Consider the following 13,813-nt stretch of genomic DNA (forward strand, 5'->3'; position numbering starts at 1 on the left):
ATGTTTACAAAAGACGATCTGGACGCCATTAACGAGGCGATAGCCAGCGGTGAACTGACCGTCAAAATTGATGGTAGAGAAGTCACTTACCGTTCAATTAATGAGTTGCAAAAATCCCGGCGTTTAATTTGTCGTGATCTTAATCGTCAAGCGGGCCGAAAATCGAACCCGCTAGCGGGAATGGTCACTCGGGTTGATAGGGGGATCCGTTGATATGGCAAAAAGCCTCATTGTTAACGCCCGCGGGGAACCATTTGAACGCCGAAGCCAAGCCTACGAAGGGGCAACACAGCCGCCCCGTTCTATGGGGTGGAATGCGTCAAGTGCCGGGCCCAATCGCGCACTAGCCGCCGCGGGTAAAACCCTACGCAACCGAACGCGGGCTGGGTATCGAAACAGTCTTTTATTAAAATCGGGTATCAATAAAAACGTCACTAACGAAGTGGGCCGCGGCTTTACTTTGATTAGTACCGCTCAAAATGATGATTTTAAAACTGAGTTAAACAAACTTTGGAAAGTCGTTTCGACACAGCTTGATCCTTGGGGCGACATGAATTTCGGCGGCATTATTGATTTGGCCGTTCGGTCCCGTCGCATGAGTGGTGAAGTGTTTATCCGTCGATTGCGTCGCCGCTTATCGGCTGGGTTAGAAGTTCCGGTCCAAGTCGAAGTATTAGAGTCTGATCTATGCCCTATCGACTTAAACCGCAAGCTGGACAACGGCAATCGCATCGTTCAGGGCGTTGAGTTTCGCGGCAAAGTAAAAGTCGCGTACTGGTTTTATCTGAGTCACCCGGAAGACGGGATCGACTTTGCCAGTTTAAACCAGCTTGAACGTGTCCCCGTTAAAGACGTGATCCACCATTACAAGCAAACCCGACCTGGGCAAGTTAGGGCTGAGCCTGAAGCGGCCGTCGCGTTACTCAAAGACCGCACCTTTGCGGATTATGACGACGCCGAGTTGGTGCGCAAAAAAGAACGCGCCGCGTTCACTGGCTTTTTATATCGAGAGTCATTCGAGGAAGACGACTGGGAGTTTGACCCCACCACAGGTAAACCGCTGTATGACGACGGAGAGGGTGCGCCAGAGCAAACAACGGTTGCCGCCGGAACACTGTTAAGAGGTGTTCCAGGTGAGAAGTTAGAACAGTTCGACGGTGATAACACCGGGCAAGGTTATAAAGACTTTGTTCGCTGGCAAGCGTTACAGCTAGCCGCGGGATTAGAGATCCCTTACCCGTTATTAACTGGCGATTGGTCGGGGCTTAATGACCGATTAGTCCGCGCGTTTTTAAATGAATATCGCCGCGGTATCGCCTTTGACCAAACCAACTTATCCGGCTTTCAGGTCGCGTTCAAAATTTGGCGCTGGGTGATAGAGGCCGCGGTTTCTGTTGGCCGCTTATATGCCCCCGGCTTTGCTAATGACCCTTATCAATATTTGATGTTGGACATTCGCCCGGATGCGTTCAAGCACTTACACCCGGAACAAGAGATTAACGCCCGTAAAAAGGCGGTTGACTCGAACATTTCTAACATCGAAGTCGAAGCCGCGGATCATGGCCGTGATATTGAGGACAACATGCGCCGCAATGCTAAGGCTATAAAACGCTGGCAAGACATTTGTAGAGAAGAAGGCGTCGAAAACCCCGGCGCTATGACCGGGCTATTTAGCGAGCCTGAAAACAGCGAGGAACCAGGCGAATGAAGAAAAACCTAGCACTTGATTTCTTGATGTCGCGCCCTTGGGCGTTAGAGCAAGGTTATCTTGACATCATGACCGGGTTATCGGCCCGCGACTTAGACAATCTTGATTTGTCGTCGTTAAAACTACCCCCTAACCAAGTGGCTGAAGGTGTGGCCACTGCGTTAGAGGGTAAATCAGGGCGCGCCGTCACCCGCGGCATGGAGATCCGCGGCGACGTCGCAATCATTCATGTAAACGGTGTTATTAGCCGCTATGCGGGCATGTTTGATGACATTTGCGGCGGAACTTCGACGCAAAACCTCGCCAAAGACTGGACCGCGGCGCTTGAGCGTCACGACGTAAACAGCATTGTGCTTTATATCGATAGCCCCGGTGGCCATGCCGACGGCATTCATGAGTTTGCCGAGATGGTTTACCAAGGCCGTGGTGAAAAACATGTCGTCGCCTATGTTGGCGGCAGTGCTTGCAGCGCCGCTTATTGGATAGCAAGCGCCGCCGATGAAGTGGTTATCGACGCAACAGGCCGCGCCGGGTCAATCGGCACTGTGTTGAATATTCGCCGCCGTAAAGCGACCGACGCCGACCCAATAGAAACCCTTGAGATTGTGTCGAGTCAGTCACCCAATAAGCGCATAGACCCTTTTAAGAAAGAGGGCCGCGACGCTTATCAAAGTGAAATGGACCAACTCGCCGATGTGTTTATCGATCGCGTAGCGCGCAACATGAATGTTGACCGCGACACAGTGTTAAACGAGTTCGGTAAAGGTGGGGTGTTAGTTGGCCAGTCGGCCGTTGATAAAGGTATGGCGCATCGATTAGGCAGTTTAGAAGGTGTTGTCAGTGAACTACAAAACAGGAAACGAAAGCCAATGAGTAAAGAAAGCAAAGGCCCAAACGCCAAAGAAACAACAGGCGCTAGCGTTATCGCCTTAAATTTACCAGGTGCAGAAGCGGCCAGCGTTGAACAGATTGTCGCGGCCATTACCGCCGAACGCCCTGATGTGATTGCCGCATTAGTTCCCGCGCCTGAAGTTACCGCGCTTGAGTCCGCCGAAGCAATCGCCGCCGCTTGTGTCAGTGCGGGGATCCCGGCTATGTCAGCAAGTTTGTTAAAGCCTGGCGTCACTAAATCCGCCGCTGAACAACAAATTAAGGCCGCTACCGAGTTAAAAGACACGTTAGCCGCCGCGGGTTTAAGTGCCTCGTTTGATTCACTGGTCGGCCATGTTGGCGACCCGGTTAAATTGGCGGGGTTAGTTGCGCATGAAATTCAGGCGCAAGGCGACGAATCCGGCAATTCTAGCCGCCAAGTTATCGGTGATGGTGGCAAGACTAAGGCGTCACTCAATACCAAACAAATTTACGCTAACCGCTAGGCTGGCGTGGATAACTTAACCCTTAGTTTTTAACCTCATTTATCAGGAACTCGATAATGGAAAATTACAGTTTAGCGCCGCGTAAAAGCGCGCACGTATTAGGTGAAGTGGCTTTTTTATCAAAAGATGAAGTGGTTATCGCCGCGGGTCAATTGGCTAATGCAACGGTATTAGGCAAGAAAGATGACGGTACGTTTATTCAGTTGGACATTGCCGCCGAAGCGACCGAAGCGACCGCCGCGTCCGCGGTGTTATTTGGTTTTGTTAATGCCAATGATGCCCCCGCCCCTGGCTTGGCTCATACCCGTTTAACGGCGGTTGATGCGTCTAAGTTGGTGTGGCCTGACGGTATCACAGAACCACAAAAGACCGCCGCCCTTGCAGAGTTAGCCGCGCTTCACATTATCGCCCGCTAATCCGCTTTTAACCCCCTTTAAGTAAGAGAGTCATTATCATGGAATTAGAACACGCACTGAGTTCTGAAAAGTTCACCACTAAGAGCCTGACGGCTTCAATCAACAACGCCATAGTGCCTAAAACCCGCTTGGCCGAATTGAAGATCTTCCAAGAACGCGGCATTCGTACCACGTCGGTTGATATCGAATATAAAGACGGCCAAATCATCCTTGTGCCAGAGAAAGAGCGCGGCGCTGATGGTACGCGCATGGATGACCGCGACCGCAACATTTACACATTCCGCGCCGTGCATTTGCCACTTGAAGCAGGGATCATGGCTGATGATATCCAAAACACCCGCGCCTTTGGTAGTGAAGACGAACTCGAAGACCTGGACACATTGATCAACGAAAAGCACGAAGATCACCGCTTAAGCCTGGATGCGACTATCGAGTTTCACCGCTTTGGGGCGCTGTTCGGTAAAATCATTGGTGCTAAAGGCACTGTGATCGAAGACCTTTACGCTAAGTTTGGCATTCCTGTGAATAAAAATGTCTATCACGACATCGACTTCACTAAGCCAATTAAAACCCAGTTGCTAGGGGTGAAGCGTGAGTCTGAAGCTAATCAGAAAGGTATTAAAGGCAAGCGTTATCGCGGCTTGTGTTCCCCTGCTTTCTTTGATTCATTGATGGAAGACGAAAGCTTTATTAAGGCGTTTGAGCGTTTTAACAACGGCGCGGCTTTACGTGATGATGTCCGTTCAGGTGTGTTCTGGATGGGCGTTTACTGGGAGGAATGCGATCAGCAAGTGCTAGATGCCAAGTTTATGAAAGACGGTGAAGCGGTTGTCTTCCCTGAAGATAAGCCAGGCTTGTTCTTAACTCGCTTTGCCCCAGCTAACTATAACGAAACCGTTAATACTGTTGGCTTGCCTTACTACTCGAAAGCTGAACCAAAGCGCATGGGTAAAGGTGTGGACATCGAATCACAATCAAACGTGATTAACGTCTGTACTAGCCCATTAGCGGTTCGTCGTTTACGCATTAAAGCGTAATGCGTGACCCGTTTAAACGGGCCAGCCGTCGGATAGTTAGACGGCTGGGAAAGCCTGTGGTGATCACCACGGCCAATGGCGTTCGCATCGACAATATAAAAGGGGTGTATAGCGCCCCTGAAGAAGATTCGCTCGTTAAAGGTCGAAAAGGTGGTTTGGCACTGAAAACGCGGTCCGCGACATTAACTGTCTGTGATGATGATATCGATTGTCGGCAATTGTCGACCGATTGGCGGATCATCGTGCCTCATGTCAACCGGGAGTTTTTTCCGGCGGATCATCTTAATGATGGTGACGGTTGCACGGTGATCTATTTAGCTGATGCCTTGACCCCGTCGCCCGATATGGACGAACAAGGCAATGAGTCAAAGTGGCGTTGATGTCAAAATTAACTTTGCCCGTGAATTGCAACAGGCTAGCGCCGTATTGCAATCGACCCCTAAGCAACTTGAGTTAGCGGGCCAGCGAGCAATTAGAAAAACAATGCGTTGGTTACAAACCCGTATTGCGCGTGAATTGTCCCAAACCTTGGGCTTGGCTCAAAAACTATTAAAACCCCGCTTAGTCATGAAAACCGTTGGTAAAGGGTCGGATCAGGTCACGATATTGTGGCTTGGTACTGCGCCAATGTTGGCTGAAAAAGTCGGCAGGCCAAGACAGACGAAAGCGGGGGTTTCTTTAGGTAAGCGTCGTTACGAAGGGGCGTTCGTGGCGGATATGTACGGCTATGATAGTGCCGTTTGGATCCGAGCCAGTCGCAACAATGGCCAATACGACACAACGTCTAAACAACGCAAGCCGAACCCTAACGCGATTTCAAAGAAGATGCGCGGCCGTTTCCCAGTTCAACACATTGCTGTTGGTATGGAGGATCATGCGGCTGAAGTCTTTAAGCGATTTGAAGCTAGGATCCCGGATGAATTTAGAAAAATCCTAGGTCAAGAACTTAATTATGTGGTGAATCATGAGCGATAACCTGTCACTAACAGACTTCACCCCGTTACATGAAGCCATGATAACCGCGCTAAAAGCGAAAATGGCTTATATAAAAACGGTTGAAGCCTACGACCCCACAACCGAGAGTGAGGGCGGACAGCATAGCTTAGTAAAAACCCCCGCGGTGTTAATTGAGCTAGCCGAACTTAGACCAGGTAAACCCCTTGGTGATGGTCGACAAGCGTTTAGTTGCGAGTTTATTTTTCACTGTATTTTGTCAACCTCCACTAAGAATGTGGAATTAGAGATCCGCAACTATGCGGCCGCAGTCGCTAGGGTAGTTTATAAAAACCGTTGGGGCTTCTCGAATGCTGCTGAATTGCCGGACGATATCGGCGCTTATCCTGGTGTGTTTAAACCTGGCGATAAGGGCTTTGAATCTTGGGTGGTGTCGTTTCGTCAAAATGTGTTTTTAGGTGATATCGATGTCAATGAAGAATCGATCCCGTCTGAAGTGTTTTATAGCATGACGCCTGAAATTGGTGCGGCGCATAAAGACGATTACACAAAAGGCCAAATATGACCGACATATTCGACTTATCCGAACGCATAGAGGCCCTTGAACGTGCAGTGGCTGAAATGGTTGTTCGCGGTGTGATAAGCGAAGCCGATCCCGCGCGGGGGCAATATGGCATGGTCAGGGTGACTTATGGCAGCGCAGACAAACCCATGAAAACCGCGTGGCTACCCGTTAAACCCATTCGGGCGGGTAAAGCGGTGGTGTGGTGGTTTCCTGAGGTTGGCGAGGGGGTGACTGTGATATCACCCGGCGATCTGAGAATGGGTGAAGTTTTTCCCGGCAGTTTTCACGCCAAGCGCCCCGCGCCCAGTAATGACCCTAATGTGTTCCTGGTGCAGTTTGGCGACGGCTCAAGTGTTGAGCATAACCGCGCCCAGCACACGCTAAAAATTGTCAACGTGGGCGACATCGATGTCACCACGCCAGAGCAAATAAAAATGACCGCCAGTAAAGGTTTTGTGATGATCGGGAATATCGAGCATCAAGGCGATACGCACACAACGGGCAACATTGCCGCCGATAAAGATATCAGCGATAAGACCCGCAGCATGGCGGCGGACCGCGGCATTTATAACGGCCACGATCACCCTGTCGGCAATCCAAACACTAAAAAACCAAACCAACCACAGTAATTCTTTATTTAACGAATTAACGAACCAATCAACAAAGGTCGACAATGAAAACAGGCACTGATCGAGAATCGGGGCGGGTGATTAGTGGGGTCCCGTATTTACGCCAGCGTTTAGCTGATGTGATTAATACCCCGCTTGGGTCCTTGGTCGCCCGCCGTGAGTTTGGTTCGAGAATGTATGAAATGACCGACCGTAATATCGACCGCCGCTTTTATATGGATGCGTATGTCAGATTAACCGAGGCGGTAAACAATCCGGCCAATGGTTTAGATGATTTTAAATTAGACGAAATGACCGTTTCCCCCACAGGGGATGGTCGGGTCGAGATTAGTTTATCCGGGACATATTTGTCGAACGGAAAGCCGGTCACAATGGAAGGAATTATTTTCGATGTCTGAAGGTATCAATTTAGCCCTTTTGCCGCCGCTAGATGTGGTGCAGCAAGTCGACCTTGAAGCGATTATCGCCGATATAGCCAGCCGAGCCGCGTTAGAAAATGCGAGTCCGTCGGATCCGGCTTATCGGGTGGCGTTAGCCGCGGCATACCGCGAAATGATGTTACGCCAAAACGCTAACGAAATGTGTTTAGGCGTCATGCTGGCATTTGCCAGAGGCCCACAGTTAGACCATATCGGTGTGACATATTACCGTCACCCGGACGGGACCCCTGTTACCCGCCTTGCCGACGAGCAAGACGAAGCCTTTCGTTTTCGTTTACAGCACTCGCCAGAGGGGTTATCTGTCGCGGGTCCCGATGGGGCGTATTTATTCCATGCTTTAAGCGCCCACAAAGACGTGAAAGGGGCCGCTGTATTTGGTCCACATTCGCCGACTAACCCGACCGCCCCCGGTTTTGTTGATATGTATATATTAAGCCGCCAAGGTGACGGGGTGCCGTCAAATGGGTTGTTAACGGCGGTTGATGCGTACTTATGGCCAAAGCGCCCGATGACGGACAAGTTCACAGCCAAAGCCGCGACCGTGTCACATTATGGCGTAGTGGCTGAACTCTTTATGAAGCAAGGCCCCGACCCTGAAACGGTCAGGGCGGTCGCCCAGCAACGCGCCCAAACCTATGTTAACGAACAGCATAAGTTAGGCGGTCGAATTGTTGAGTCAAACATACACTGGGCGCTAACGGTTGAAGGTGTGGTCGAAGTGCGGTTAATAGGTTGGCAAGATGTGATATGCCAAGCCAGTGAAGCGCCGTTCTGTGACAGCTTGGCCGTGTCGATTGGGGGCTATCTATGACCGATAAAGCTAGCCTGTTACCTGGCAACTTAAGCGACCTTGAGCGCGACCTTGATGTCGCCATAGCCCGCATTGAAGACATTAACATTCCCATTAGTGAACTATGGGACCCGTGGCATTGCCCGCTTGATGCCTTGCCGTTTTTAGCCTGGGCGTTATCGGTTGATCAGTGGCGTAGCGATTGGTCAGAAACGGTTAAGCGGCAAGTGGTTGCCGGAAGTATTGACGTTCACCGCATTAAAGGAACCCGCCCCGCGGTTGAGCGCGCGCTTGCTGATTTGGGGGTCACGGTTGATTTAGTTGAATGGTTTCAAGCCCAGCCAGCCGCCGCCCCATACACCTTTGATATTACCGCTTGGGTTAATCAAAACATTGCCCATGGCGCGCCCAGTATCTTAGGCCCTGAATTGTACGATCAGCTATTTGCAGCCGTGGTAAATGCTAAAAACACGCGATCGGGGTTTACGTTCAAAGTAGGGGCCAAATTTGGCCCCAACGCCATTGGTGCGGGTTCGGTTTTAGAGGGGCAAGCGGCGATCGCGCGGCGTGATACTCAAGCTATTCAAGAGCCTTTGGCGTGTCAGTCTGCGATTGCGGCGGGAATGGCTGGTGTGGGGGTCGGTATCACCCGGCATTCTGCCCAGTCTGTTATTGATGCGTCACCCAAAGCCGCGGCCGTACAAGTTGCGGCGCGGGTTCAGGGTAGCGCGGTAGTTTATAGACGGATGGAGGCGACACAGTGAGCACATTAATACCAGTGATCACCACAAAAGGCTTGGCGGCGGTATTTAGTCAAACCAATGCAGGGTTAGCGGCTGAAATTACCCATATTGCACTTGGGGACAGTGGCCGAACGCCTAGCAAAAATGAAATCGGCTTAGTCCGTGAAAAAATGCGGATCCCGATTGCTGACGGCCAACGCATTAATGACACGCAAATTCATGTCACGGCCCTGGCCGATGGTGCAACGGAATTTTGGGTAAGAGAAATCGGCTTTATCTTGAAAGACGGGACCATGTTAGCTGTGTGGTCTGATAGTCAGCCATTGGCTTACAAATCGCCCGCTGTGCCGTTATTGCTGGCCTTTGACTTGGTATTGGCAGCATTGCCAGCCCAGTCGGTCACAGTGCAGGGAACGGGCGCTAACTTGTCGCTAGCGGCTTGGGGCGAGCATCAAGCCGCACTAGCCGCCGCCGCGGTCGATAACATGGCGCGGCACGCTGAGTTGTTGTTTCGGGTGATGGACCTTGAACGCAGTCAATAGGGGGCGTTATGGCCGCAACAGATTTACAGTTTACGGCCGGAACGACATTCGCCTTTGATTTAACCTGGCAGACCAAGACCGATGGGGGCGAATTAGTCCCTGTCGATATCACTGGCTGTACTGCGTGTTTTCAAATGCGCGAAATCGCGTCCGGTAAGCTGTTAGCGCAAGCTAAAACCGAAGGTGACGGCATAGCGTTAAATGCCGGGGCTGAGGGTGACAACATGGGCAAGATTGCCGTGTCGATTCACCCAAGCAAAACCCGCGGCTTAAAAAGCTTTGTGCTTGGTAAGGTTGCCTATGAACTGCGTGTTTATTTCCCGTCAGGTGATGTCTATTCGCTGATGTCGGGGTTTGTGGCGATATCTGAAGGAGTGATCCTTGAGGGGGCATAGTGGTTAATTCACAAACTCAAGTGGTGTTGTCTAGCGCAGTTCGCCATGTGGTACAGGTTAGCCGCGGAAAAAGCCAAACCAACGTCAGCATAACCGCAAAGCCCCATTTCTTTGCGATAAGTGCCGGGGTGCAAGGCCCCGTTGGCACGGTTGCTGAAGATGTATTAGCCGCCGCCGCAAGAGCAGAGCAAGCCGCCAATGGTGCGTTAGGTTTGGCCAGCACGGCAAGCCTAGACCTAGAACAGTTAGTCAAGGGCTTAGATGATGCGTTCGCTTTTCATGCGGGCGCAATATCGGCCCAAGGGGGATAAATGGGATTAGCGATTAAAATCACCAACATGATCGCGTCGGTGAATAACTTAATGGGGGTGATTGACGGCAAGCTACGCAACAAGGCAAACGCCGTCGACGTATACCCAAAAACGCACATTGACGATCCGCTAAAAACCTTGGGCGCAAACGCGGCCACGGCCAGTAAGTTAAAAATTTCCCGTCAAATTGCCTTATCGGGTGATGCGACGGGGGCCGCCGCGTTCAATGGCGCGGAAAACATTACTTTAGTGGTTACGGTTGCCGCCCTGGCGGATAAAGCCGACAAGGTGGACACATTAACCCCTGCCCAAGTTGACGCCCGTATTCAAGCGATTGTTGGCGCGGCTCCGGTGGCGCTTGACACGTTAACCGAGTTAGCCGAGGCGTTAGGCAATGATCCTGATTTTGCGGCGACTATGACCGCCGAGTTAGGTAAAAAAGCCAATATCACCACGGTTTACACTATGACCGCCGCCGACGCGCGTTTTTTACTGAAAGGTGAAAAGGCCGCCGATTCGGCATTATTAGGGGGTAATAATCCGGCATTCTACGCCCCGAAATCGGGTTTAGAAGCGTTGGAAACAGAAGTCGGGGACGCACTGTCACAACTCACAACGGCGTTTACCAATGGCGCAAATCAAATTAACAACATAGGAGCTTAAACTATGAGCTTAGAGCAACAAGTCACCGCCATGGTGGCAGCAGCTAACGCTTTAACCGGGGCGGTTAATGGTAAGATGGGACAGATTGATCAGAAAGTGGAATCCGCCAAGCAGGATTTTAATAAATTTATCGAATCTGCTGATGAACGATATAAAACTCAAACTCCAACTAAAATTAAGGTAGGCGGCCAGTGGAATAAATATTATCCAGTTCGGATTTTTTTACGCGGTGGTCCAGTTAACAAATTAAATATTTACAGACCTGATTTATATGAAAATCGTGGACAAATTGATGGGCTGTCGCCTGAACATCCTCCGGCAACATTTACAGCATCTATTCTAACGATCGGTGACGCATACGGACATCGAGTACCATTCTATGCATTCGATTCTTATCATTATCATTCATATAAGTTTATCGGAAAAGTTGTTAATCATTACAAATCACAGTCTATCTGGGTTTGGTTGAGAGGTGGAGGAGTCAACTATTATCTGACTCATGACAGTATTTTTATTAATCCGGAGTTAATTCAAACACACAATGCAGTGACGGACTCGCAAGGAGATTTGATTTCTATATATTTAGGCGGCTTTAGTAGCGCCCAATTTGGTATTTCATTTTTACCAATTATGGATTCCGAAATTGATCCTAGCATACCTGCCAGTGGGTATATCAGAGGGGTGTCATAATGATTGATACAGATATGATTTGGAGTCAAGTACGCATTAACCGCGCTGTTAAGCTAAAAGAAACGGATTGGACGCAAATGTCTGACGCACCATTATCTGAAGAAAAACAAGCCGAGTTTGCTGCATATCGCAAGGTTTTGCGTGATTTACCCCAATCGACAGATAATCCGGACGAAATAGTCTGGCCCGAAAAACCCGAATAACTAACCGCCTAAAGGCGGTTTTTTTATACCCTTTAATTTATGGCCCTGGTCGCATCGATGCGACCAGGGCTTCATTTTATCACAATGGAGTTTATAGCTATGGCCGGAGATTATCTTCACGGTGTCGAACAGTTTTTTCTTGAAAACACCAATCGCCCTATTGAAGTGTTACCCGCGAGCGTGATTGGCCTTGTGGCCACGGCTGATGATGCCGACGCGCTAACCTTTCCACTTAATAAACCTGTGTTAGTTAACAGTGAATCATTCATGGCCAAGGCGGGCGTGTCGGGGTCATTGCGTGAAGCGTTAGAAGACATTTACCGCCAAGGCGGCGCGCTGGTTGTGGTGGTTCGTGTCGCTGAAGAAGCTATCGAAGCTGATCAGATTGCCGCAGTAGTCGGGACTATCGACAACGAAACCAACAAATTTACCGGGCTTAAGGCGCTGTTATCGGCCGAAGCGGTGTTAGGTTTGCGTCCGCGATTGCTGATTGCCCCTGAGTTCAGTTATTTACCTGGCGTCGGTGCAGAGCTTGAAACTATCGCCAAGAAGCTAAACGGAACGCCATTGATTGACGGCGATCATACCGCTGGCTATTCGGCGGTGATCGCTCAGGCGGCTAACTATGATGAAGCTTATTTCTTAAACGGTGGCTTTGTGTTCTTTGATGCCGTGGCCAAGCAAGAAGTTGAACGCTTTATGTCGGCCACGGTGGCGGGCGTGATTGCCCGTGTCGATAACGAAGAAGGTTACTGGAACAGCCCGTCTAACCGTAAAATTTACGGGGTATTGCGTACCGTTGAAACTATTGATCACGCGATTGGCAGCGCGACAAGTAAGGCGAACTTATACAACCAGAAACACGTTACTGTGGCGGTTAATCAGCAAGGCGGATGGTACTTGTGGGGCAACCGTTTAACTAACGGCACTATGTTACCGCACCAACGGATCCGCTATATCGTCGGTGATTCAATCCTGTATGCACACCAAGCCATGCTTGATCGCAACGTGACAAAGGGCTATGTCGACGGGGTTAAAAACCGCGTTAATAACCTGTTACGCCGTCTAATTAGCCGTAGCGTAATTTCAGGCGGTGAGTGCTGGCTTGATAACGAACTGAACGTCGCGGCGATTGGTACGGGCCAAGTGTATTGGGATTATGACTTAGGCTTCTATGATGTCGCCGAGCGTATGACCTTCCGTCAGCACGTAACCGACCGTTACAACGAAGCCATTTTCAGCTAATCGATAGCGTCATTCATTCAATATAGGAGCCTGTTTACATGGCTAAATTACCCACTATCGTTACCGACATTAACTGTTTCATCAAGGAAACCAGTTTTGCAGGTATCGCCAATAAAGCCACTTTGCCTAAAGTGGTTTCAAAAACCGTTGATATGGTGCTGGCTGGTGTGGCTGGTGATATCGAACGCGATATCGGCAAACTTGAAAAATTAGAGTCGGATATCACGATTAGTGATTATTCGTCTATGGTGCTGGATCTTATCGGTAGCCGTTCAAGCCGTGAAGAAACCCTCACTTTGCGCGGTGCGCTCGATGTCGGCGACAAAATTTCAACCTTAGTTATCAAAATGCAAGGTTATTGGAAAGGCGTTGAATTTAACGAAATGGAGCCAGAAAAAGAAGCCACGACCAAGTTTTCAATTGCGGTCGAGGTTTACACCTTTGAACTGGACGGTAAGGAAATCATTCACATCGATAAGATGAACAACGTGTTTCGCGTTAACGGCAAAGACCGCAACAAAGAGATCCGCCAGGCATTAGCACAATAAGCCCATAGCTTATAACCTGGACAGTTTTTTCATTATTCGCCCCGTCGGCTAGTCGCCCGCGGGGCTTTTTTATAGAGATAAAGCCCTATGAGTAAAAACACAGTTATTACCTTGGTTAACCCTATTAAACGTGGCGAAACCGAAATTAAACAGATCACCATTACTAAGCCAACGGCGGGCCATTTGCGCGGCCTGAAAACGGCTAACGTAGTTGAGTTGGATTTTGATAGCCACAAGAAGCTTGTGCCGCGTTTAACTGATCTCACTGAAGCTGAGTTCTTAAGCCTGGATGTTGAAGACGTGTTGACGATACAAACTGAGGTGGCGGGTTTTTTCGTGGCCTCGAAGCTATCCCAGCTTGCGTAATGGAGCTTGAAGCCGATCTGTTCTTGACGTTTCAAGGATGGGGTCCGGCTGATACTGCGCCAATGTATTTAGATGAATTGATTCATTGGCACAGGATAGCGAGCGAACGCCGCGAAAGCGACGACTAATAAAAAGGCCGGGTGATCACTGATCGCCCGGCCTTTTTTTGTATGGGTTTTCAGGGGGTGTCAC

At 49.9% G+C, this 13,813-nt stretch carries 22 protein-coding genes; all 22 read left to right on the top strand.

Features of this window, described 5'->3' with window-relative positions:
* The 22 genes from HQQ92_RS22915 to HQQ92_RS23900 all read left to right on the top strand — a co-directional run bounded on the left by HQQ92_RS22915 (position 1) and on the right by HQQ92_RS23900 (position 13,749).
* Entirely contained in the window at positions 1-213 is a 213-nt protein-coding gene (locus tag HQQ92_RS22915) for a phage head-tail joining protein (RefSeq protein WP_047533215.1), read from the top strand.
* 1 nt (position 214) lies between these two features.
* Positions 215-1,708, top strand: coding sequence for a phage portal protein (locus HQQ92_RS22920; protein ID WP_173248858.1), 1,494 nt, complete (start codon positions 215-217; stop codon positions 1,706-1,708).
* The gene (locus HQQ92_RS22925; protein ID WP_173248860.1) at positions 1,705-3,084 is read left to right on the top strand and encodes a S49 family peptidase; all 1,380 of its coding nucleotides are present in this window, start codon (positions 1,705-1,707) and stop codon (positions 3,082-3,084) included. Before HQQ92_RS22920 ends, HQQ92_RS22925 begins: the two co-directional genes overlap by 4 nt.
* A gap of 56 nt (positions 3,085-3,140) precedes the next feature.
* Entirely contained in the window at positions 3,141-3,500 is a 360-nt protein-coding gene (locus tag HQQ92_RS22930) for a head decoration protein (RefSeq protein WP_173248862.1), read from the top strand.
* Positions 3,501-3,538: 38 nt separating this feature from the next.
* Positions 3,539-4,537 carry a major capsid protein gene (locus tag HQQ92_RS22935; RefSeq protein ID WP_173248864.1) on the top strand — a complete coding sequence of 333 codons (999 nt, stop codon included), beginning with the start codon at positions 3,539-3,541 and terminating at the stop codon, positions 4,535-4,537.
* Positions 4,538-4,596: 59 nt separating this feature from the next.
* Complete coding sequence (locus tag HQQ92_RS22940; protein WP_173248866.1) at positions 4,597-4,917, top strand: hypothetical protein; 321 nt, start codon at positions 4,597-4,599, stop codon at positions 4,915-4,917.
* Positions 4,898-5,512, top strand: a complete 615-nt coding sequence (locus tag HQQ92_RS22945; protein ID WP_173248868.1) for a hypothetical protein — start codon at positions 4,898-4,900, stop codon at positions 5,510-5,512. The genes HQQ92_RS22940 and HQQ92_RS22945 overlap by 20 nt, the downstream gene beginning before the upstream one ends.
* The gene (locus HQQ92_RS22950; RefSeq protein WP_173248870.1) at positions 5,502-6,056 is read left to right on the top strand and encodes a hypothetical protein; all 555 of its coding nucleotides are present in this window, start codon (positions 5,502-5,504) and stop codon (positions 6,054-6,056) included. The genes HQQ92_RS22945 and HQQ92_RS22950 overlap by 11 nt, the downstream gene beginning before the upstream one ends.
* Positions 6,053-6,685 carry a phage baseplate assembly protein V gene (locus HQQ92_RS22955; protein WP_173248872.1) on the top strand — a complete coding sequence of 211 codons (633 nt, stop codon included), beginning with the start codon at positions 6,053-6,055 and terminating at the stop codon, positions 6,683-6,685. Before HQQ92_RS22950 ends, HQQ92_RS22955 begins: the two co-directional genes overlap by 4 nt.
* Positions 6,686-6,729: 44 nt before the next feature.
* Positions 6,730-7,083 (top strand): hypothetical protein, encoded by a 354-nt coding sequence (locus HQQ92_RS22960; RefSeq protein ID WP_173248874.1) that lies wholly within the window; start codon positions 6,730-6,732, stop codon positions 7,081-7,083.
* Positions 7,076-7,936 (top strand): baseplate J/gp47 family protein, encoded by an 861-nt coding sequence (locus HQQ92_RS22965; protein WP_173248876.1) that lies wholly within the window; start codon positions 7,076-7,078, stop codon positions 7,934-7,936. Before HQQ92_RS22960 ends, HQQ92_RS22965 begins: the two co-directional genes overlap by 8 nt.
* Positions 7,933-8,679 carry a phage tail protein I gene (locus HQQ92_RS22970; RefSeq protein WP_173248878.1) on the top strand — a complete coding sequence of 249 codons (747 nt, stop codon included), beginning with the start codon at positions 7,933-7,935 and terminating at the stop codon, positions 8,677-8,679. Before HQQ92_RS22965 ends, HQQ92_RS22970 begins: the two co-directional genes overlap by 4 nt.
* Complete coding sequence (locus tag HQQ92_RS22975; RefSeq protein ID WP_173248880.1) at positions 8,676-9,200, top strand: phage tail protein; 525 nt, start codon at positions 8,676-8,678, stop codon at positions 9,198-9,200. Before HQQ92_RS22970 ends, HQQ92_RS22975 begins: the two co-directional genes overlap by 4 nt.
* An 8-nt stretch (positions 9,201-9,208) precedes the next feature.
* Positions 9,209-9,595 carry a hypothetical protein gene (locus HQQ92_RS22980; protein ID WP_173248882.1) on the top strand — a complete coding sequence of 129 codons (387 nt, stop codon included), beginning with the start codon at positions 9,209-9,211 and terminating at the stop codon, positions 9,593-9,595.
* A complete protein-coding gene (locus tag HQQ92_RS22985; RefSeq protein WP_173248884.1) occupies positions 9,595-9,906 on the top strand; it encodes a hypothetical protein in 312 nt (103 codons plus the stop codon). The genes HQQ92_RS22980 and HQQ92_RS22985 overlap by 1 nt, the downstream gene beginning before the upstream one ends.
* Positions 9,907-10,569 (top strand): hypothetical protein, encoded by a 663-nt coding sequence (locus HQQ92_RS22990; RefSeq protein WP_173248886.1) that lies wholly within the window; start codon positions 9,907-9,909, stop codon positions 10,567-10,569.
* 3 nt (positions 10,570-10,572) lie between these two features.
* Positions 10,573-11,259: a hypothetical protein gene (locus HQQ92_RS22995; protein ID WP_173248887.1), complete on the top strand. Its 687-nt coding sequence runs from the start codon at positions 10,573-10,575 to the stop codon at positions 11,257-11,259.
* Entirely contained in the window at positions 11,259-11,462 is a 204-nt protein-coding gene (locus HQQ92_RS23000; protein ID WP_173248888.1) for a tail fiber assembly protein, read from the top strand. Before HQQ92_RS22995 ends, HQQ92_RS23000 begins: the two co-directional genes overlap by 1 nt.
* 99 nt (positions 11,463-11,561) lie before the next feature.
* Positions 11,562-12,707 carry a phage tail sheath subtilisin-like domain-containing protein gene (locus HQQ92_RS23005; RefSeq protein WP_173248889.1) on the top strand — a complete coding sequence of 382 codons (1,146 nt, stop codon included), beginning with the start codon at positions 11,562-11,564 and terminating at the stop codon, positions 12,705-12,707.
* 38 nt (positions 12,708-12,745) lie between these two features.
* Positions 12,746-13,255 (top strand): phage major tail tube protein, encoded by a 510-nt coding sequence (locus HQQ92_RS23010; protein WP_173248891.1) that lies wholly within the window; start codon positions 12,746-12,748, stop codon positions 13,253-13,255.
* An 87-nt stretch (positions 13,256-13,342) separates the two neighbouring features.
* Positions 13,343-13,621 carry a phage tail assembly protein gene (locus HQQ92_RS23015; protein ID WP_173248893.1) on the top strand — a complete coding sequence of 93 codons (279 nt, stop codon included), beginning with the start codon at positions 13,343-13,345 and terminating at the stop codon, positions 13,619-13,621.
* Complete coding sequence (locus tag HQQ92_RS23900; protein WP_156143131.1) at positions 13,621-13,749, top strand: GpE family phage tail protein; 129 nt, start codon at positions 13,621-13,623, stop codon at positions 13,747-13,749. The genes HQQ92_RS23015 and HQQ92_RS23900 overlap by 1 nt, the downstream gene beginning before the upstream one ends.
* Positions 13,750-13,813: the final 64 nt, after the last annotated feature.

It is taken from the genome of Shewanella sp. DC2-4, assembly GCF_013248875.1.
Lineage (GTDB): Bacteria > Pseudomonadota > Gammaproteobacteria > Enterobacterales > Shewanellaceae > Shewanella > Shewanella oncorhynchi.

What these genes read in the sequence shown, in the direction of transcription:
- HQQ92_RS22915 (WP_047533215.1), top strand. Translation starts at nt 1, where the DNA reads ATGTTTACAAAAGACGATCTGGACGCCATTAACGAGGCGATAGCCAGC.
- HQQ92_RS22920 (WP_173248858.1), top strand. Translation starts at nt 215, where the DNA reads ATGGCAAAAAGCCTCATTGTTAACGCCCGCGGGGAACCATTTGAACGC.
- HQQ92_RS22925 (WP_173248860.1), top strand. Translation starts at nt 1,705, where the DNA reads ATGAAGAAAAACCTAGCACTTGATTTCTTGATGTCGCGCCCTTGGGCG.
- HQQ92_RS22930 (WP_173248862.1), top strand. Translation starts at nt 3,141, where the DNA reads ATGGAAAATTACAGTTTAGCGCCGCGTAAAAGCGCGCACGTATTAGGT.
- HQQ92_RS22935 (WP_173248864.1), top strand. Translation starts at nt 3,539, where the DNA reads ATGGAATTAGAACACGCACTGAGTTCTGAAAAGTTCACCACTAAGAGC.
- HQQ92_RS22945 (WP_173248868.1), top strand. Translation starts at nt 4,898, where the DNA reads ATGAGTCAAAGTGGCGTTGATGTCAAAATTAACTTTGCCCGTGAATTG.
- HQQ92_RS22950 (WP_173248870.1), top strand. Translation starts at nt 5,502, where the DNA reads ATGAGCGATAACCTGTCACTAACAGACTTCACCCCGTTACATGAAGCC.
- HQQ92_RS22955 (WP_173248872.1), top strand. Translation starts at nt 6,053, where the DNA reads ATGACCGACATATTCGACTTATCCGAACGCATAGAGGCCCTTGAACGT.
- HQQ92_RS22960 (WP_173248874.1), top strand. Translation starts at nt 6,730, where the DNA reads ATGAAAACAGGCACTGATCGAGAATCGGGGCGGGTGATTAGTGGGGTC.
- HQQ92_RS22965 (WP_173248876.1), top strand. Translation starts at nt 7,076, where the DNA reads ATGTCTGAAGGTATCAATTTAGCCCTTTTGCCGCCGCTAGATGTGGTG.
- HQQ92_RS22970 (WP_173248878.1), top strand. Translation starts at nt 7,933, where the DNA reads ATGACCGATAAAGCTAGCCTGTTACCTGGCAACTTAAGCGACCTTGAG.
- HQQ92_RS22980 (WP_173248882.1), top strand. Translation starts at nt 9,209, where the DNA reads ATGGCCGCAACAGATTTACAGTTTACGGCCGGAACGACATTCGCCTTT.
- HQQ92_RS22990 (WP_173248886.1), top strand. Translation starts at nt 9,907, where the DNA reads ATGGGATTAGCGATTAAAATCACCAACATGATCGCGTCGGTGAATAAC.
- HQQ92_RS22995 (WP_173248887.1), top strand. Translation starts at nt 10,573, where the DNA reads ATGAGCTTAGAGCAACAAGTCACCGCCATGGTGGCAGCAGCTAACGCT.
- HQQ92_RS23000 (WP_173248888.1), top strand. Translation starts at nt 11,259, where the DNA reads ATGATTGATACAGATATGATTTGGAGTCAAGTACGCATTAACCGCGCT.
- HQQ92_RS23005 (WP_173248889.1), top strand. Translation starts at nt 11,562, where the DNA reads ATGGCCGGAGATTATCTTCACGGTGTCGAACAGTTTTTTCTTGAAAAC.
- HQQ92_RS23010 (WP_173248891.1), top strand. Translation starts at nt 12,746, where the DNA reads ATGGCTAAATTACCCACTATCGTTACCGACATTAACTGTTTCATCAAG.
- HQQ92_RS23015 (WP_173248893.1), top strand. Translation starts at nt 13,343, where the DNA reads ATGAGTAAAAACACAGTTATTACCTTGGTTAACCCTATTAAACGTGGC.
- HQQ92_RS23900 (WP_156143131.1), top strand. Translation starts at nt 13,621, where the DNA reads ATGGAGCTTGAAGCCGATCTGTTCTTGACGTTTCAAGGATGGGGTCCG.